The 16,938-nt window shown below is 64.6% G+C and carries 17 protein-coding genes and 2 pseudogenes; 8 read left to right on the top strand and 11 right to left on the bottom strand.

Translation table 11 applies throughout. The features are described 5' to 3' along the window. Positions 1-181 precede the first annotated feature (181 nt). From ACSQ3Z_RS13200 to ACSQ3Z_RS13170, 7 genes and pseudogenes are all read right to left on the bottom strand, one after another. The gene (locus ACSQ3Z_RS13200; protein ID WP_436171692.1) at positions 182-625 is read right to left on the bottom strand and encodes a hypothetical protein; all 444 of its coding nucleotides are present in this window, start codon (positions 623-625) and stop codon (positions 182-184) included. Between the two features lie 175 nt (positions 626-800). Beyond that, positions 801-2,234 carry an ATP-binding protein gene (locus tag ACSQ3Z_RS13195; protein ID WP_436171691.1) on the bottom strand — a complete coding sequence of 478 codons (1,434 nt, stop codon included), beginning with the start codon at positions 2,232-2,234 and terminating at the stop codon, positions 801-803. Then, positions 2,218-2,883, bottom strand: coding sequence for a response regulator transcription factor (locus tag ACSQ3Z_RS13190; RefSeq protein ID WP_436171690.1), 666 nt, complete (start codon positions 2,881-2,883; stop codon positions 2,218-2,220). The genes ACSQ3Z_RS13195 and ACSQ3Z_RS13190 overlap by 17 nt, the downstream gene beginning before the upstream one ends. Positions 2,884-2,973: 90 nt before the next feature. Beyond that, on the bottom strand, positions 2,974-3,273 hold the full coding sequence (locus ACSQ3Z_RS13185) for a hypothetical protein (RefSeq protein ID WP_436171689.1): 300 nt from the start codon (positions 3,271-3,273) through the stop codon (positions 2,974-2,976). Positions 3,274-3,548: 275 nt separating this feature from the next. Beyond that, the gene (locus ACSQ3Z_RS13180) at positions 3,549-3,956 is read right to left on the bottom strand and encodes a DUF3168 domain-containing protein (RefSeq protein WP_436171688.1); all 408 of its coding nucleotides are present in this window, start codon (positions 3,954-3,956) and stop codon (positions 3,549-3,551) included. Between the two features lie 177 nt (positions 3,957-4,133). After that, the gene (locus ACSQ3Z_RS13175; RefSeq protein ID WP_436171687.1) at positions 4,134-4,550 is read right to left on the bottom strand and encodes a LysR substrate-binding domain-containing protein; all 417 of its coding nucleotides are present in this window, start codon (positions 4,548-4,550) and stop codon (positions 4,134-4,136) included. Beyond that, a pseudogene (locus ACSQ3Z_RS13170) lies at positions 4,501-5,046 on the bottom strand (LysR family transcriptional regulator); the annotation flags it as partial. The pseudogene ACSQ3Z_RS13170 and the gene ACSQ3Z_RS13175, both read right to left, overlap by 50 nt. A gap of 129 nt (positions 5,047-5,175) precedes the next feature. Between ACSQ3Z_RS13170 and ACSQ3Z_RS13165 the strand changes: the two are divergent. Beyond that, entirely contained in the window at positions 5,176-6,090 is a 915-nt protein-coding gene (locus tag ACSQ3Z_RS13165) for an SAM-dependent methyltransferase (RefSeq protein WP_436171686.1), read from the top strand. Positions 6,091-6,092: 2 nt separating this feature from the next. Continuing rightward, positions 6,093-6,674 (top strand): annotated as a pseudogene (locus ACSQ3Z_RS13160) (NAD(P)-dependent oxidoreductase); the annotation flags it as partial. Between the two features lie 286 nt (positions 6,675-6,960). Here ACSQ3Z_RS13160 and ACSQ3Z_RS13155 read toward each other — a convergent pair. Further along, on the bottom strand, positions 6,961-7,227 hold the full coding sequence (locus ACSQ3Z_RS13155; protein ID WP_192183447.1) for a DUF1488 domain-containing protein: 267 nt from the start codon (positions 7,225-7,227) through the stop codon (positions 6,961-6,963). Then, positions 7,224-7,478 (bottom strand): hypothetical protein, encoded by a 255-nt coding sequence (locus ACSQ3Z_RS13150; protein ID WP_436171685.1) that lies wholly within the window; start codon positions 7,476-7,478, stop codon positions 7,224-7,226. Before ACSQ3Z_RS13150 ends, ACSQ3Z_RS13155 begins: the two co-directional genes overlap by 4 nt. Positions 7,479-7,794: 316 nt before the next feature. Between ACSQ3Z_RS13150 and ACSQ3Z_RS13145 the strand changes: the two genes are divergently transcribed. Then, the gene (locus ACSQ3Z_RS13145; protein ID WP_436171684.1) at positions 7,795-8,184 is read left to right on the top strand and encodes a hypothetical protein; all 390 of its coding nucleotides are present in this window, start codon (positions 7,795-7,797) and stop codon (positions 8,182-8,184) included. Positions 8,185-8,286: 102 nt separating this feature from the next. Further along, positions 8,287-8,451 carry a hypothetical protein gene (locus ACSQ3Z_RS13140; protein WP_436171683.1) on the top strand — a complete coding sequence of 55 codons (165 nt, stop codon included), beginning with the start codon at positions 8,287-8,289 and terminating at the stop codon, positions 8,449-8,451. 16 nt (positions 8,452-8,467) lie between these two features. On the opposite strand, the gene ACSQ3Z_RS13135 is transcribed toward ACSQ3Z_RS13140, so the two are convergent. Then, complete coding sequence (locus ACSQ3Z_RS13135) at positions 8,468-10,021, bottom strand: trimethylamine methyltransferase family protein (RefSeq protein ID WP_436171682.1); 1,554 nt, start codon at positions 10,019-10,021, stop codon at positions 8,468-8,470. 12 nt (positions 10,022-10,033) lie between these two features. Then, the gene (locus ACSQ3Z_RS13130; RefSeq protein ID WP_436171681.1) at positions 10,034-12,448 is read right to left on the bottom strand and encodes a GcvT family protein; all 2,415 of its coding nucleotides are present in this window, start codon (positions 12,446-12,448) and stop codon (positions 10,034-10,036) included. Between the two features lie 113 nt (positions 12,449-12,561). Here ACSQ3Z_RS13130 and ACSQ3Z_RS13125 point away from each other — a divergent pair, with 113 nt between their 5' ends. From ACSQ3Z_RS13125 to ACSQ3Z_RS13110, 4 genes are all read left to right on the top strand, one after another. Then, positions 12,562-13,200: a TetR/AcrR family transcriptional regulator gene (locus ACSQ3Z_RS13125; RefSeq protein WP_436171680.1), complete on the top strand. Its 639-nt coding sequence runs from the start codon at positions 12,562-12,564 to the stop codon at positions 13,198-13,200. A gap of 175 nt (positions 13,201-13,375) precedes the next feature. Continuing rightward, a complete protein-coding gene (locus ACSQ3Z_RS13120) occupies positions 13,376-15,538 on the top strand; it encodes a transglycosylase domain-containing protein (protein ID WP_436171679.1) in 2,163 nt (720 codons plus the stop codon). An 89-nt stretch (positions 15,539-15,627) separates the two neighbouring features. After that, positions 15,628-16,212, top strand: a complete 585-nt coding sequence (locus ACSQ3Z_RS13115) for a DUF1214 domain-containing protein (protein WP_436171678.1) — start codon at positions 15,628-15,630, stop codon at positions 16,210-16,212. After that, entirely contained in the window at positions 16,205-16,753 is a 549-nt protein-coding gene (locus ACSQ3Z_RS13110) for a DUF1254 domain-containing protein (RefSeq protein WP_436171677.1), read from the top strand. Before ACSQ3Z_RS13115 ends, ACSQ3Z_RS13110 begins: the two co-directional genes overlap by 8 nt. The last annotated feature ends 185 nt before the right edge of the window (positions 16,754-16,938 follow it).

Here is a 16,938-nt window from a genome sequence, read left to right as displayed (position 1 = left end):
TTCATCCAATACCGGCAGAGCCCTGCCCTGCCAACATGGGCATCCTGCGACGCTTTGACGGCTCGTGCGTCGTCTGTCCTTGACCGATGTCAACCGGATCGGATCTGAACCCGATCCGGCTTCCTCTTGATGCATGTCGTTATCCCAAAACCGCGGCGCACGTTTGGGCGACATGCATTGATCAGGTCAGCGGCGTCCAGCTGCCGTCGGCATTGCGGCAGGCGGTGCCGCGCGCGGTGGCGCCGGCGGTGCCGTTGAACACCGTATGGGTGTATTGCCGGCAATCCTGCGAGCCGACCCGGTAGGGCTGAGCGGCGACGACTTCACCGGAACGGCCCGAACTGTCGCTCTTCCATGTCACCTTCTGGCCGCTCGCCGTGTATTCGAGCGCCTTGTACTCGGCTTCCAGCGCCTTGCGCTTGTCGGCATCGCTCAGGCCGGAGCCGATCGATCCGCCGACAAGGCCGCCGCCCATGGCCGAAATGATCGTCGTTGCCACCTTGCTGCCGGCCGGAGGCGTGGCGGCGGGCGCCGGCGTGATCGCCGCGCCAGGGCCGCCCTTGCCCAACGTCCCACAACCGGAAACGGCGAGCAGTGCGGAAAGGAGCGCGACGCGAATCTTCATGCCAACAACCGGATTTCTCGAGCAGGATGAGCTTGGGGCCGCGCCATCGGAGAAGTTGGCATGGCCATAGTGTTGATATTTGTCGGAAATTTGGCCGCAGCCCAGCACTTCGGGACCAATCGACATGCCGCCATAACACGCACCGTCCGTCGATGTCGACTGACCCCGGAAAGCATTAATGAAGGCTCCGCAACCGCACCGCCGCCTTCAACCCGCCCGTGGCGGAGCGTTCCAGCGCCAGACTGCCTCCATACTCGTTGACGAGGTCGGCGACAATGGCAAGGCCGAGCCCTGTGCCCGGCTTGGTCTCGTCGAGGCGCCGTCCGCGCTTCAACGCCTCGCGCGCCTTGTCCTCGGGAATGCCCGGACCGTCATCCTCGATGGCGATCTCGAACAAATTGGTGTCCTTGCCGGGGACAGGCGAGACAGACACGGCGACCGCGCCCTTGGCCCATTTCATGGCGTTGTCGAGGAGATTGCCGAGCAATTCCTCCAGGTCCTCGCGCTCGCCGCCAAAGATGATGTCGGTGGCCGGCAGCGAAAGCGTGAGGGTTGTCCGCGGGTTGAGCTTTTGCAGCACGCGCACCATGCGCTGAACCAACGGCGCCACCGGCGTGCGGTAGACCACGCTGTCGCGTTGGGCGGCGACACGCGCACGCTGCAGATAGTGGTCGACCTGCTTCTGCATCGAGGCGGCCTGCTCGGTGATGAGCTGGCCCTTGGCGCCGCCGAGCGCCCGTCCCTCGTTGATGAGCACGGCCAGCGGCGTCTTCAGCGAATGGGCGAGATTGCCGACCTGCGTGCGCGAACGCTCGACGATGCGCTTGTTGTTCTCGATCAGCGCGTTGGTCTCGTTGGCCAGCGGCTCGATCTCGGCCGGAAAACTGCCGTCGAGCCGCTGCGCCGTGCCCTCGCGCACCATGGCGAGCGCGTTGCGGACGCGGCGCAGGGGCTGCAAGCCGATCAGGATGGCGAAGGCGTTGATGGCGATCATGCCGACGCCGAACAGCGACAGATAGGTCAAGAGCCGGCGCTGGAAGCTGGCAATCTCCTGCTCCAGCTCGGTCTGGTTGCCCATGACGCGAAAGCGCGCGGCGCGGTTCTTGGCATCGAGGACGAATTCGCTTTCGAACACCTCCAGCTCCTCGCCATGGATGCCTTCGGTGCCATAGCTGCGCTGGAAGCTGGCGTTGAAGGGAACCTCGGCGACGCTCGGCGAAAGAATCGCCTTGGTCATCGAGGAGGAGTGCAGTTCGCCATACACGCCCTCGGAGGCCGGTTCAACCGACCAATACCAGCCCGAATTCGGTTCGGAAAAGCGCAGGTCGCCGAGGTCCGGCGCGCCGGTCAGTTGGCCGCTTTCGGAAACGCCGACCGAGCCGATCAGGTTGAACAGATGCGCCGAAAGCAGGCTGTCGAAGCCGCGCTCGCTGGCCTGGCGGTAGAGCGTGGTGATGAGGGTGAAGATGACGACCAGCGTCAGGATCGCCCACAGGGTCGAGAAGGCTATGACGCGAAACGCCAGCGAGCGTGGCCAGAACCGCGCCGAAAGCGTCTTGGAGACGACCGGTTTTGCAGGAAGAGGTTCCGCCTTACGCCTCCGGCTCACGCATGCGGTAGCCCATGCCGCGCACGGTTTCGATCATGTCGATGCCCATCTTCTTGCGAAGCCGGCCGACGAAGACCTCAATGGTGTTGGAATCGCGGTCGAAATCCTGGTCGTAGAGATGCTCGACCAGTTCGGTGCGCGACACGACCTCGCCCATATGGTGCATCAAATAGGCCAGCAGCCGGAATTCATGCGAGGTCAGCTTCAGCGGCTGGCCGTCGACATCGGCCTTGGAGGCCTTGGTGTCGAGGCGCAGCGGCCCGCAGGTCAATTCCGAAGAGGCATGGCCGGCGGCGCGGCGGATAAGCGCCCGCACCCGCGCCAGCACCTCCTCGATATGGAACGGCTTGGTGACATAATCGTCGGCGCCGGCGTCGATACCGGACACTTTGTCACTCCAGCGGTCGCGCGCCGTCAGGATCAGCACCGGCATCTTGCGGCCGCCGCGGCGCCAGCGCTCGACGACGCTGATGCCGTCCATCTGCGGCAGGCCGATGTCGAGGACAACCGCGTCGTAAGGTTCGGTGTCGCCGAGGAAATGCCCTTCCTCGCCGTCGAAGGCGCGGTCGACGACATAGCCGGCATCGACCAGCGCATCACCTATCTGCCGATTGAGATCCTTGTCATCTTCGACGACGAGCACGCGCATGACGGTTAGAACCTGTTGACGGATCCGGGGTCAGGTATAGGCCGATTCCGGCGGCCTGGGAAACGGAGGCCTGTAAGATGGAAGGTTGGGTCAGTTCAGCGGAACGACGATTTCGGAGCGGCGCGGACGCTGACCGTCCTTGCCCGGTACCAGCACGACGATGACACAGACTGCCTGGCCGCCGCGAGTCGTCTGAGAGGCCTTGGCCAGCGTGCCGCCATTCTGCTCGGCAACCTGCTGACCGATCGCATAGCAGTCCGACGCAGCCAGCACGATCGGCTGCGGGTCGCCGGGCGCGACGACCGACATTGCCGTCGCCTGCGACGCAAACAGGCCGGCCGCGGCAAGCGCCAGCGTCGCGGTTCGGAAATGGGAGCGAAGCGTTTTCATGGTCAGCGTTGTAACGCATCGGTGCTGAACGTGAAATGAACGGTGAACGCCCGAAAAACCATGCCCGCCACACCCCTGCAACGCGAGACAATCAAGCTGAGATTCCACCGCCCGACCCGGTGAAGTCGGCGAAAGTCCAGTCGAGAGCAATTCCAGGAAAAGTGTGAAACGGTTTTCCGTCCGGAATTGCGTCAAAACAAAGAGATAGAGCGGTTCTGCATCTCCGTGAAACGATGAACCGCTCTAGCCTCCGTTTCGCCGATATTGAAAGCGCGTCAGGCGTTTTCCTGCGTGATGGCGCGAAAGCGCAGCAGCCCGTGGTGGACCGCGAGATCCTCGTCATAGCGAGCCTCGGCGAATTCCAGTGACAACCGTGTCAAGCCATGCGGACCGATGGCCAGCGCCGCGTCGGCAAGGCGCGCCTCGATGGTGTCCATGATGACACGCGTCTCGGCTCCGCCATGGGCTTTCGACCAGACATGCAGCGTGACAAGCTGATCGGCGTCGTTGTCGGCGCCGGTGTCCAGGTCGAAAGCGCTGGTGTGGCCGCAGGTCACATGGGGGAAGGCGGCGTTGTCGGTCGCCTGCTCGAGCAATCCGGCGCCGCCCAGCAGCGCCGACAGCGACGCATCGCTCTTCAATCTCAGGAACAAGGCCTGCAGCAAATCGCCGGGCGCCGTCATCGTTTTCTCCCTCGCCCGTCGCGGCATGACATATCTGACGTACAGCGTAGCCGCGTTACGGACAATTCGCCAGATGACGGCAATTCGGTGCAAGGCGCGAATCAGCGCCTCATGCCAGGATGATGGCCGCTCACCATCTCCGGAATAAGACTTTCCGCTGCGACGGGTCGCGTCGCTTCAGGAGACCGGCGCACGTGGCCTTTGCCCGCCGATCAAGGCGGAATGGGCCTTTATGACGGAGGCAACAAAGCGGATCACCGCACGCACCGGCGCCTCGGCGCCGATTTCGCGGCGATAGACGATCGAAACCGGATGGCTGCCAAGAACGTCAGGCACCAAGCGTATCATGCGCGGTTCGGTCTCGGCCAGCATGCAGGGCATGACGGCGAGACCGGCGCCACTTAGCGCCGCCGCCAGCATCTCCGTCATCTCGGTGACGCGAAAGACTATTGTCGCGCCGGCGCCGTGCGCCTCCACCCACCTGGCGCCAGGGACACCGGCAAGGCTGCCATGAAAAGCCGATGATTTCGTGTCCGGCCAGCCGGCGAGGATCGACGGGCGTCCGGTGACGGTCGAGATAGCTCCGGGAGGCATAGATCGACCAGCCCGAGTCACAAAGTTTCCGTACGATCAGCGTGTCGTCGGCGACAGCACCCATCCTGATTGCGAGTTCCGCCTCGCCATGCTGCAGATCGACCGGCCGGCTGCCGCTCATCAATTCAAGGCTGATGTCGGGACAGGCCTTATGGAAGGCAGCCATACGCTCGGCAAAGAACGGACTGAACCCGGTCGGCAGCGCCAGCCGGACACGGCTGCTGCCGGAGCGCACCAGCGACAGCATTGCCTGCATGGCGCGTTCGACATCATCGCCGAGCGGCAGCAATGTGCGGCCAAGCGGGGTGATCTCGATGCCATGCGGCCCGCGCACGACAAGTGAGACTCCGAGAGCATTTTCAAGAGCGGTCAGGCGCCGGCTGATCGTCGTGTGCCGGACGCCCAGCGCGCGCGCCGCGCCCGACAACGTCCCCGCGCGTGCTGCAGCGAGGAAATAGCGCAAGTCGTTCCAGTCCGGTTCGCCAGAGGTGATCACGAGCCAATTCTAGACCAATTCGTCGCCGCATGCCTGTGCAGTTTTGCACAGGCATGCACGGAAATCGCCAATCGTCCGAACTTGGCGGGCGCGCGAGAATGGAGCTGACAAAAATTCAGGGGGCGAGCCATGGACATCGAAGGTTTGCGGACGATCGTGGCCCGGCACGCGATTTCGGCGAATGCGCTTGCTGCACTCGGCCTGGCGATGGAGGCGCGTGTGCAGGACAAGCCCCTCGCCGGCGATACCGCCCGGCGCATCGAAGCGGTGCTTGGCGAATTCGGTGTCTCGGGCATCGTGGCGGATGCGAACGCGGCCGAACTGGCGCCGGTGCTGGCCGGCATCAGGGTCGATCTGCTGTCAGCCGGCAAGCTTCTGTCGCAACCATCAGCAGACGGAGAGACCCGGCATCTGGAAGCCAGCATGCGGCAAGCCCTGGGCGATGTTTCGGCCGGCTTCCCGGCGCTGCTGAAGCGGTCGATCGCGCCACAGCTTGAAGGCTTGCTGGATAGGCTGGTGGCACCGGGCGCTGCGTTCCTCGATATCGGCGTCGGGGTCGGCGTGCTGTCGGTGTCGATGCTTCGGCAATGGCCCAATCTGCGGGCAGTCGGCATCGATCCGCTGCCGGACGCCATTGCGCAGGCCCGGTGCAACGTCAAAGCTGCCGGCCTCCAACATCGCATCGAACTCCGCACCGGGCTTGGCCAGGAGATCGCCGACGAGGACGCGTTCGACCTCGCCTTCGTGCCGAGCGCCTTCATCCCCGATCCGCAGGTCAGGGCGATCATCGCGCGCTGCCGGGCCGCGCTGCGCCCCGGCGGCTGGCTGCTGCTGGCGATGGTCAACCCCGGACCGGACGCACTCGGAGCGGCACTCGCCCGCTTCCGCACCGCATTGTGGGGCGGCACGGTGTTCGAAAATGGCGAGGCCGAGGTGCTGGTCGAACAATCCGGTTATGCGGACACAAGATTGCTGCCCGGCCCGGCCGGGGCGCCTATCACCTTCGTGGCCGGGCGCAAGCCGGTCTGGGTTCGAGGAGGCTGACCATGAAACTGCTGATCTTCGGCGCCTCGGGCGCGACGGGACGCGTCCTTGTCCAGGCGGCGCTGGCAGAGGGCCATGCGGTGAGTGCCTTCGTTCGCACGCTGGACAAGCTTGCGATCAACCACAAAAATCTGCGGGTGGTTGTCGGCGATGTCGCCGACTGGCAGGCGGTGGAGCGCGCGGTTGCCGGACATGATGCCGTGTTCAGCTGTCTCGGCGCCGGCATGCCGCTGAAGCACGACCCGGCCGTGGTTGCCGGCATCGGCTTCATCGTCGATGCCATGCAGCGGACCGGCCCTGCCCGGCTGATCTATCAATCCTTCCTTGGCGTCCGCGACAGCCGGCGGCAGTTGGGGCCGCTGCTCGGCGGCATCGTCGTGCCGCTCCTGCTGCGCCATGAAGTGGCGGATCACGAGGCGAAGGAACGCCTCATCGTCCAGTCCGGACTAGACTGGACCATTGTGCGGCCGCCCAAACTCAGCAATGGCGCGGCAACCGGCCGGCTCCGCCACGACAACGGCATCCACGCAGCGTCGCTGCTGCCGACCATGGCGCGCGCCGACGTGGCAGCCTTCATGCTCGGCCAGGTCAGCGACACCACCTACTCGCGCAAGCGGTCTCGCTGCTGCACTGAGCCTCAAGATACCGGCAGCGCCCCGCCCTCTTCGGTGCGGCGCGCGATGAAGTCGTCGAGTACGCCGGCGGTGGCGGCGGCCCGAACTGGAACAGGAAAGGGCGTGGCCGCGGGCGAAATCGATGATGCCCGGAGCCATCGGGATATCGAGCTGGTGCGGCGAGTTGGTATCGATAATGGTGTCCGCGGCATGCGCCGCCAAGCAACTCGTCTTCGGGGAGCCGCGCGCGACCCAGTTAGCGAAAATCAGCCGCGGTCAGCACATACATGCTCTTGCGGGTGCGGTCGTAGGCCGTCCTGGCGACGTCGTATATGGCGCTGCTGGCCGTATCGAAGGCGGCGAGATAGCCGGCCTCGTCGGCTGCGGTTTCGGGCCGCATCTTCGACATGGCATCCGCAGCGACCGAGAAGGAAATCTGGAACATGCCGTCATGGCCGACAAATCGGATGCGCCGACCCGCCGCGTCATAGCTGCGGCTGCGATTGGGGAATGTGAGGCTCATGACTTGAACTCCGTTGCGGCGACCTTCTTGACAACCCGCTTCTTCTTCGGCGTCGGGTTCAGGGCCTCCGCCACGCGATCGGCCTCTTCCTTGGCCAGCCGCAATTCGCGCAGCCTTGCCGTCTTGATGATCCGGGCCTTGGCCTCGGACATATATTCGGCGGTCGCCTTGTTTCGCTCCGCCGTCTTTTTCTGCTTGTCGACGAAGCGGGCTTCAGCTTTTTCCATGATACTTTGACTGCCATCGGCCATCGCCAAATCTCCCTTGCGCTTGAAATCGTGAGAACGAACTTGTTCGATAAAATAGGCACTCGGCTGTTAAAATTCAAATTTTTGAAATATTTTTGATTCTTGAAAATTTGGAAACGATTCCGCAAAACAATACTTTTCGATATTTCATAGCGTCGTACGAATAATTTTTGGCACTCCTATCTATCGAGTGCCAACGCGCCTATACAGGGGCAGCGGCCGCGTATGCCGGGTCCAGAAGAAATTCCCATGAAATTCCGGCCAGTCCGCGACCGGCCGGGCGACCGATTCCAACGCCAATTCAGGAAGGAACTGTTCCGTGTCCACACAAAGCAGCAAGCCATCTCTCGCGCGTCGATGGGAAGACTACCAGCCGGCCAAATCCACGCTTTTCTGGGCATGCGCGGTAACCCTCATCGCCACACTGATCATCGGTTTCAACTGGGGCGGATGGGTGACAGGCGGCACCTCGCGCTCGTTGGTGGCAACGGCCGGCGATGTAGCGCGCGGCAAACTGGCCTCGGCCGTCTGCGTCGATCGCTTCAACGCAGCGCCCGATGCCGCCGCCAAGCTTGTCGAGTTCAAAGCCCTGACCGACAGCTACAAGAAGCGGCAGTTCATTGAGACAGGCGGTTGGGCGACCATGCCCGGAGAAACATCGCCCGACAGGCTGGGCGCCACGAGCTGTGCGGTCGCTCTCGCAGCCTGAACTCTTCGACCTCTTCGAGACAAACGAACTCTTCACGAGAGCCTGAAAGACAGCCGCCGGGGCATCTTCCCCGGCGCGGACCAGCGGCAAGGAGATCGACAAATGATTACGTTCGTACCGAAGCCAAATACCGTCCCGGCGACTGAAACAGCCGAGGAAAGCCGCTTCGACCGCATTCGCAGGCTTGCCGCCGACAAGCACCGGAAAGCCGATGCCGGCACGATACGCCGCGACCCCCAAAAGGCCGGCGACAAGCGCCCGATGTAACGGGCGCATGCCCCGGTCACGAGACGGGTGCCGCGCCGCCCTGTTCGGTGCGGCGTGCGGTGAACTCATCGAGGATGCCTGACGTAGCAGCGGCGGACGCCGGCGGTCGGAAATCAGCCACCAGCCGCTTCCAGATACCCGTGGCGCGCTCGGTCGCGCTCTTCGAGCCGGCCTGCGTCCAGTTGCCGAAATTCGACCAGTCGGCCACCAGCGGCTCGTAGAAGGCGGTGCGGTAGCGCGCCATTGTGTGGCCGGCCGAGAAGAAATGTCCGCCCGGCTGCACTTCGGCGATGGCCTCGAAGCCGATGGCGTCATTGTCGCCGGGGGTCGCCGCGCAGAGTTCGGCGACGGTCTGCAGCGCCTCGATGTCGGTGATCAGCTTCTCGAAGGAGACGCTGAGGCCGCCCTCCAGCCAGCCGGCGGCGTGGATGCAGACCGTTGCGCCGGCCAGCACCGAGCCCCACAGCGCGAACTGCGTCTCGTGGGCGGCCTGCGCGTCGGAGATGTTGGCGGCGCTGCCGCCGCCGGAGCGCCAGGGAAGGCCGGTGAAGCGCGCCAGTTGGCCGGCGCCTAGCGTCGCCTTGACATGCTCCGGCGTGCCGAAGGCGGGAGCGCCCGACTTCATGTCGACATTGGAGGAGAACGAGCCGTAGACGACCGGCGCGCCCGGCCGCACGATCTGGGCCAGCGTCAGCCCGGCCAGCGCCTCGGCATGCTGCAGGGTCAGGGCGCCTGCCACCGTGATCGGCGCCATGGCGCCGGCCAGGCAGAAGGGCGTGATGATCGATATCTGCCCAGCGAGCGCAAAGTCGATGATGCCTTGCGCCATCGGGATGTCGAGCTGGCGCGGCGAGTTGGTGTTGATGACGGTGTAGCAATGGGCGCCGGCAAGGAACGCGTCTTCGGAGAGCCCGCGCGCCAGCCGCACCATCTCGAACCCGTCCTCGACTTGCGGCGTACCACGGGCGAAGATGAACGGGACTTTGTCCGACAGCGTCAGCTGGGCGCGGTTGACGGCATAGTGGCGGAAGCGATTGTCGACGTCCTGCGGCTCGATGCACGGGCAAAGCATATGCAGCACGTCGAAGTGCTGGATCAGCTTGGTCAATTCCTCAAAAGCGGCAAGCGTTCCTGGCCGCCGGCCGCGTTCGAGATCGGTGACGTTGGGCGCGCCGGCCCCGGCGAGGAAGGCCATCGAGCCGAGTTCGAGGATCAGGTCGCGGCTACGGTCGCCCGCCAGCGCCCGGATGGATTTTGGCGCCGAGGCAAGTGCTGTCGCCACGATGTCGCGGCCGATGCACACCATCTGGCTGTCCTCGTCGACAAGCGCGCCGGCGCGGGCAAATCGCTCGCGCGCCTCGGGCAGCAGCACCTTGATGCCAAGCTCCTCCAGCACGCGCAGCGCCGTATCGTGGATCGCCGCCACCTGGTCGTCCGAAAAGACCGGCTGCGGCAGGAAGGGATTCTTGAGCGAGCGATAGTCCGGGCGGCGGCTCGACTCGCTACCGGCCTCGCCGGTGCGGCCGCGCCGGCGCTCGCGCCTGGTGTCGCGTGCAGCATCATCGATCATGGCAGTTCCTCCTCATTGCCGCATCGCCTTGCCCTCGGGGTCGTAGGGCGAGGCCAGAATGACGCGCGCCGGCCGCTCGACGCCAACGATATGCACCGACAGCGCCGTGCCCTCGGCTGCAAAATCGCGGTCGACAAGCGCCAGCGCCAGGCTCTTGCCGACCGTGTAGCCATAGCCCCCCGAGGTGACGAAGCCAACGCGTCGGCCCTTGTGCCAGACTGGCTCGAAGCCGCTGGCGTCGGCGTCGACGGCATCGACCTCCAGCGTCACCAGGCATTGCCTGGCGCCACCGCCATCGCGCTCCTTCAGCGCGGCATCGCGGCCAATGAAATCGCCCTTGCCGAAGGCTATGAAACGGCCGAGCCCGGTTTGGGCAGGCGTGTAGGCCTGGGTGAACTCGCGCGACCAGATGCCAAAGCTCTTTTCCAGCCTGAGCGCATTCAGCGCATAGAAGCCGACTTCCGCCAGGCCGAGATCCTCGCCGGCGGCAAGCAGGGTGTCGCGCAAGGTGGCATGCATGGTGGCCGGACAATTGATCTCGAAGCCTACCTCACCGGCGATCGACAGGCGGGCAACCCGTGTTTGCGCCATGCCGACGTCGAACGCGCCACAAGCCATGAACGGCAGGGCGTTCGTCGAGACATCCTGATGCGTGGTGGGTTCGACAATCGCCCGGGCATTCGGTCCGGTGACGAGGAAGCCTGATGTCACGTCGGAAATGTCAGCGACGGAGACACCGTCGGCCCCATGCGCCTCGAACCAGCGCATGTGGAATTCCCTGAGATAGTAGGAGCCCATGATCCAGTATTCACCGCCGCCCCAGTTGAAGACGGTGAGATCACCCTTCAGCCTTCCATCATGACCGAGCATCGGCGCCAGCCTCGCCTGTCCCGGCTTCGGCAGCCTGCAGGCGAGCAGCCGGTCGAGCCAGGCTTCCGCGCCCGTCCCGGACACCGCGTAGCGCGAGAAGGCGGAGGTATCGACAAGACCGGCGGCGCGGCGGACCTGCAGCGCCTCGTCGCCGACGATGTCGAAGGCGTTGGAGCGCTTCAGCGTGGTGTTTTCGCGAAACCCCATCGGCGCGAAATAGGCCGGGATTTCGAGACCCCATGAAGCCGTCCATTCGCATCCGGCCGCCGTCATGCCGTCATAGGCGCCGGGGCGTTTCAGCGGCCGACCGGCAGGCAGGCGCTCGTTGGGAAAGGTCATGACGAAGCGGCGGGCGTAGAACTGCCGCGTCGTTTGCTTCAGATACTCCCGGTTCGCGGCAAAGGCGCCGTAGCGGGCGATGTCCATGCCGAAAATATCGGCCTGTGGCTCGCCATGGATCATCCATTCGGCCAGCGATTTGCCGACGCCGCCGCCCTGGCTGAAGCCGGCCATGACGCCACAGGCGACCCAGTAGTTGCTCAAGCCGCGCACTGGGCCGACGATCGGGTTGCCGTCGGGCGTGAAGGTGAAGGCGCCGTTGACCCATTTGCGGATGCCGGCCGTCGCCAGGCACGGGAAGCGCTCATAGGCCTTGGCGAGTTCCGGGCTGATGCGGTCGATGTCTTCCGGGATCAGCTCGATACCATAGTCCCAGGGCGCGCCATCCATGTTCCAATGCTTCGGGTTCTGCTCGTAGACGCCGAGCAGCACGCCTTTACGCTCCTGGCGGAGATAGGCAAAGCCGTCGAGATCGACGGCGAGGCCAAGCTCCTTGTCGAGCGCCGCGACCTCCGGAATGTCCTCCGTGATGAAATAGTGGTGCTCCATCGGCGTCACCGGCAGCTCGACGCCGGCCATGCGGCCGAGCTGCTTTGCCCAGAGACCGCCGGCGTTGACGACATGCTCGGCGACGATCGTGCCTTGTTCGGTGAAGACGTCCCAGCCGCCATCGGCGCGCTGCTTGAGGTCGAGCACGCGGTTGCGCAGGATGATTTCGGCACCGCGCTTCTTCGCCGCCCCGGCATAGGCATGGGTGGTGCCGTAGGGGTCGAGATGGCCTTCGTTGGAATCGTAGAGGCCGCCCAGCACATCGCCGACATCGACGATCGGGCAGATTTCCTTGATTTCTGCCGGGCTCACCAGCCGCGCGGTTTCGATACCGACCGACTGGAACACCGCCCAGGCCGATTTCAGCCACTCCCAGCGAGCGGGGTCGCTGGCCATGTTGACGCCCCCGGTCATGTGCAGGCCGGCATTCTGGCCGGACTCGGCCTCGATCTCGCGATAGAGTTTTATCGTGTAGTCCTGCAGCGCTGCGATGTTCGGGTCGGCGTTCAGCGCATGGAAGCCGGCGGCCGCATGCCAGGTCGAACCGGCGGTCAGCTCGGCGCGCTCGATCAGCGCCACGTCGCTCCAGCCGAAGCGCGCCAAATGGTAGAGCACCGAGGCGCCAACCACCCCACCCCCGATGACGACTGCGCGATAGTGCGACTTCACGAGCCTCTCCCTCTCGTTGGATGCTCTCACCATACAGGCACTGTACATATGTGTCTAGACACTTGTGTACAGACCACTTGCACGCCGCTGCGCGCCATGGCACTTGTGCGGTCATGATCATGATTGCACCCCAGGACGAGCCGGCGCCCGGCAACATCAAGGTGACGCGCTGGGACTGGATCAATCTGGCGCTGCAGACGCTGATTTCGGACGGCATCGAAAGCGTGCGCGTGCTGCCGCTCGGCCAGAAGCTCGGCGTCTCGCGCTCGAGCTTCTACTGGTATTTCCAGAGCCGGCAGGACCTGCTCGACCAGTTGCTCGCGCACTGGCACGACACCAACACCAAGGCGATCGTCGAACGCGCCCAGCGGCCGGCCGAAAGCATCATCATGGGCGTCATGAACGTCTTCGAATGCTGGGCCGACGAGCGCCTGTTCGATCCCCGGCTGGACTTTGCCATCCGCGAATGGGCGCGCCGCTCCGATGACGTGCGGCGCATGATCGACCAGGCCGACGACGAGCGCCTCGTCGCCATCCGCGACATGTACCGCCGGCACGGCTATGACGAGGAAGACGCCTTCATCCGCGCCCGCGTGCTCTACTACATGCAGATCGGTTACTACGTGCTCGATCTGAAGGAACCGGTCGAGGCCCGGGTCAGCCATCTCGCCGCCTATCTGCGCAGCTTCACTGGCCAGGAGCCGAGCGAGGCCGACGTGGCGCATTTCATGCGCTTCATCGCGGCGCGCTGACATCGGCGAGACGTATCAGCCTCGAAGCCTTCTCTACCCCGGTCAACAAACCGCGCGGTGTGGCTTCGCTGCCCTTGTGAGCAGTGCTAAAATGGACGAATAGTCTTCTTCGGGGCGCCGTCCTGAAATTGCCCGCATGCGGCTCTCAGGTCACGGCGTGGGGCGGAATTCTGGAATGACCAGTCCTTTGAAGCCACGCAAGAGAAGAGGTCCGATCGCAGCGGCGCTGCTTGCGGTGGATGCGTGGCTCGATTCCTCGCTCTACGAGACCGGCTTCAAGGCGCGCCAGTTCTGGGAAGCGGCGACCATCTTTTCCCGGCGTTTCCGCGTCAAAGGCTGGCGGCGCGGCATCGTCGAGGTGCTGAGCGAAGGGTTTACGCTGGGCGCCGGCGGCATCGTGGTGCTCTTGGCGCTGGCCTTGCCGGCCTTCCAGATCACCACCGGCGACTGGCGCACGCAGGGCGACTTTGCCGTCACTTTCCTCGACCGCTACGGCAACGAGATCGGCCAGCGCGGCATCATCCAGCGCGACTCGGTGCCGGTCGACGAGATGCCCGACCATGTCATCAAGGCGGTGCTGGCGACCGAGGACCGGCGTTTCTTCGATCATTACGGCATCGACGTGCTCGGCCTGTCGCGCGCGATCTTCGAGAATGTGCGGGCCAATTCCGTCGTCCAGGGCGGTTCCAGCATCACCCAGCAGCTGGCCAAGAACCTGTTTCTCAGCAATGAGCGCACCTTGCAGCGCAAGATCAAGGAAGCCTTCCTGTCGCTCTGGCTGGAGGCCAATTTGTCGAAGAAGGAGATCCTGCAGCTCTATCTCGACCGCGCCTATATGGGCGGCGGCACCTTCGGCATCGAGGCGGCGGCGGATTTCTATTTCGGCAAGAGCGTCAAGGACCTCAACCTTGCCGAGGCGGCGATGCTGGCCGGCCTGTTCAAGGCTCCGACCAAATACGCGCCGCACATCAACCTGCCAGCCGCCCGAGCGCGGGCCAATGTGGTGTTGTCGAACCTCGTCGATTCCGGCTTCATGACCGAAGGCCAGGTGCTGCAGGCAAGGCTTCATCCAGCCGACGTCGTCGATCGCGGCGAACAGAAGAGCCCGGACTATTTCCTCGACTGGGCCTTCGACGAGGTCAAGAAGATCGCCGCCAAGTCCGGCCAGCACTCGCTTGTCGCCCACACCACTTTCGACGCCAACATCCAGAAGGCGGCTGAAGAATCCGTCGAATTCCACCTGCGCCAGTTCGGCAAGGAATACAACGTTACTGAAGGGGCTGTGGTGGTCATCGAGACCAATGGCGCGGTCAGGGCGATCGTCGGCGGCCGCGACTATGGCGCCAGCCAGTTCAACCGCGCCACCAAGGCACTGCGCCAGACCGGCTCGTCCTTCAAGCCCTATGTCTACGCCACCGCGATGGAGCACGGCTTCACGCCGGACTCGGTTGTTTCCGGCGGCGCGATCAGTTGGGGCGGCTGGTCGCCGCACAATTACAATGGCGGCTCGGCCGGCAACGTGACGCTGATCACGGCGATCGCCAAATCGATCAACACCGTGCCGGTGCGACTGGCCAAGGACTATCTCGGCATCGGCCCGATCAAGGCGATGGCCGAGGCGATGGGCGTGGAGTCGCCGCTCGAAGGGCACAAGACCATGGTGCTCGGCACGTCGGGCATGACCGTCATGGACCAGGCGACAGGCTACAGCGTGTTCGCGCAGAACGGCTTCGTCGGTTCGCGGCACGGAATCACACAGCTCCTCACCCGCACCGGCGGCGAGGTGGTCTACGATTTCGCCAAGGACGCGCCGCCGCCGCACCGCGTGCTGTCGGAGCAGGCGCTGAAATACATGAACACCATGCTGGCGGCAGTGCCGGTGATCGGCACGGCACGGCGCGCCCAGCTTCCCAACATCGTGGTCGCCGGCAAGACCGGCACGACGCAATCCTACCGCGATGCCTGGTTTGTCGGCTTCACCGGCAACTACACAGCCGCCGTCTGGCTCGGCAATGACGACTTCACCCCGACCAAGAACATGACCGGCGGCACGCTGCCGGCGATGGTGTGGCAGCGGCTGATGGTCTATGCGCACCAGAACATCGACCTGAAGCCGATCCCCGGCCTCGACCATCCCTTCATCGATCCCGAAGTCGCGGCCAAGGCCGAGGAGGCGGCAAAGAAGAACGCCGAGCAGGCGGAGGCTGAAGCCGCCGCCGAGCGCCCGCCGGTGCTGTCCAGCCGCACCACGCAGACGCTGCGGGAGATGACCAAGATGTTCCAGGCAGCACCCGTGCTCGAGCCGCCCAAGGCGCCGGAGACGCTGTTGGCGCTCTGAGCGGCCAATTCAGCCGGATGCCGGCCTTGCCACGAGCCCCTGCCCCGCGATATCCCCGAGCGGCAATCCTTTGTTGTTCCCGGCTCCTGATGCTCAAGAACGCCTTTCTGACGCTCATCGCGCTTGCCATCGCCATCGGCGGCGGCGGCGGAAGCGTCTGGTATGCGCTGAAGGCACAGGACGGCGTCGGCGCGATCAGGATCGGCCAGTGGACCGCCTTCCCCGAGATCGGCACGCAAGCAGCCGACCCCTATTCGAAGGCACGCGTGGCACGCGAGGGCGTGCTGGCGCTCGGCCGGGCCGAAGGGCTCTCCTTCATCGCCGAACGCGATGCCGGCGGCGACCAGCTCAGGCGCGAATGCGCCTATACGATCGAAGGCGGCTTTCCTACCGCCCGCTTCTGGACCCTCTATGCTGCCGACCAATCGCTCGGCGTGGTCGACACCGACAAGCCGAGGCTTGCGGCGCTGCAGTCCTATCAGGTGCTGCGCCAGCCCAACAATTCGGTGATCATCACCGTCGGCAACCGCCCGACCCCCGGCAACTGGCTTCTGACCGAGGGCTTCGGACGGATGTATTTCGTGCTCACCTTCTACGACACGCCGATCGCCAGCAGCACCGGCCTTTCCGATGTGACGCTGCCCAGGATCGTGAAGGCCGGCTGCAATGCGTAAGTTGCTGCACAGCGTCCTGCTCGGCCTGCTCGGCGCCGGCATCGTGCATATCGTCGTCTTGATGCTGGTGCCGGAGTTTTCCGAACGCGACGCCTGGTCGCGACTGGCGATGGCCTCGGACCTCTACAAGATGACCAGGCTCGACGCCGAGGCCGGCGGCGCGCCGGTGGTGAAATCCGTCGACCCGCTGTTTTACGCCGCGGCCTGCCGCTTCGATCTTGCCGAGGGAATGGTGCGGGTCAAGGCGCCGGGAACCGTGCCGTTTTGGTCGGTCTCGGTCTATGACCGCAGCGGCCACAACCTCTATTCCTTCAACGACCACAGCGCCACCGGCGGCGTGCTCGACACCGTGGTGCTGACGCCGGCTCAGATGATCGATGTGCGCAGGGAACTGCCCGACGAGCTGAAGGGCGCGATCTTCGTCGAAGCGCCGATCGAGGAAGGCATCTTCGTCATCCGCTCCTTCGTGCCCGACGACAGCTGGAAGCCTGTCGTCTCACGGTTTCTGGAGCAGAGTTCCTGCGAGCTGCAGGATTACTGATTTCGACCGCGGCACCCTAATGATGCGGAACAGGAGTCCTCGGCGCACCCGGCTTGTCCGGACCGCTCGGCCTCGCATCGCCGGTTAGCGGCGAAGGTTCGTAGCGGACGCCGGGGAAAATGATCACCGCCGCCGGCGTGCCGGTGTTTTGACTTGCTCGATTGGTTGGTGCCGTTCGCGGCACG

It is taken from the genome of Mesorhizobium sp. LjNodule214, assembly GCF_964252735.1.
Classification (GTDB): Bacteria; Pseudomonadota; Alphaproteobacteria; order Rhizobiales; family Rhizobiaceae; genus Mesorhizobium.
The sequence above is the reverse complement of the archived record's forward strand: the minus strand, read 5'-3'. Positions and strand labels throughout refer to the sequence as shown.

Coding starts and splice junctions, on each gene's coding strand:
- ACSQ3Z_RS13125 (WP_436171680.1), top strand. CDS start 12,562: ATGATCATGATTGCACCCCAGGACGAGCCGGCGCCCGGCAACATCAAG.
- ACSQ3Z_RS13200 (WP_436171692.1), bottom strand. CDS start 625: ATGAAGATTCGCGTCGCGCTCCTTTCCGCACTGCTCGCCGTTTCCGGT.
- ACSQ3Z_RS13190 (WP_436171690.1), bottom strand. CDS start 2,883: ATGCGCGTGCTCGTCGTCGAAGATGACAAGGATCTCAATCGGCAGATA.
- ACSQ3Z_RS13155 (WP_192183447.1), bottom strand. CDS start 7,227: ATGAGCCTCACATTCCCCAATCGCAGCCGCAGCTATGACGCGGCGGGT.
- ACSQ3Z_RS13150 (WP_436171685.1), bottom strand. CDS start 7,478: ATGGCCGATGGCAGTCAAAGTATCATGGAAAAAGCTGAAGCCCGCTTC.
- ACSQ3Z_RS13180 (WP_436171688.1), bottom strand. CDS start 3,956: ATGACGGCGCCCGGCGATTTGCTGCAGGCCTTGTTCCTGAGATTGAAG.
- ACSQ3Z_RS13115 (WP_436171678.1), top strand. CDS start 15,628: ATGCTCAAGAACGCCTTTCTGACGCTCATCGCGCTTGCCATCGCCATC.
- ACSQ3Z_RS13185 (WP_436171689.1), bottom strand. CDS start 3,273: ATGAAAACGCTTCGCTCCCATTTCCGAACCGCGACGCTGGCGCTTGCC.
- ACSQ3Z_RS13110 (WP_436171677.1), top strand. CDS start 16,205: ATGCGTAAGTTGCTGCACAGCGTCCTGCTCGGCCTGCTCGGCGCCGGC.
- ACSQ3Z_RS13165 (WP_436171686.1), top strand. CDS start 5,176: ATGGACATCGAAGGTTTGCGGACGATCGTGGCCCGGCACGCGATTTCG.
- ACSQ3Z_RS13135 (WP_436171682.1), bottom strand. CDS start 10,021: ATGATCGATGATGCTGCACGCGACACCAGGCGCGAGCGCCGGCGCGGC.
- ACSQ3Z_RS13140 (WP_436171683.1), top strand. CDS start 8,287: ATGATTACGTTCGTACCGAAGCCAAATACCGTCCCGGCGACTGAAACA.
- ACSQ3Z_RS13175 (WP_436171687.1), bottom strand. CDS start 4,550: ATGCCTCCCGGAGCTATCTCGACCGTCACCGGACGCCCGTCGATCCTC.
- ACSQ3Z_RS13120 (WP_436171679.1), top strand. CDS start 13,376: ATGACCAGTCCTTTGAAGCCACGCAAGAGAAGAGGTCCGATCGCAGCG.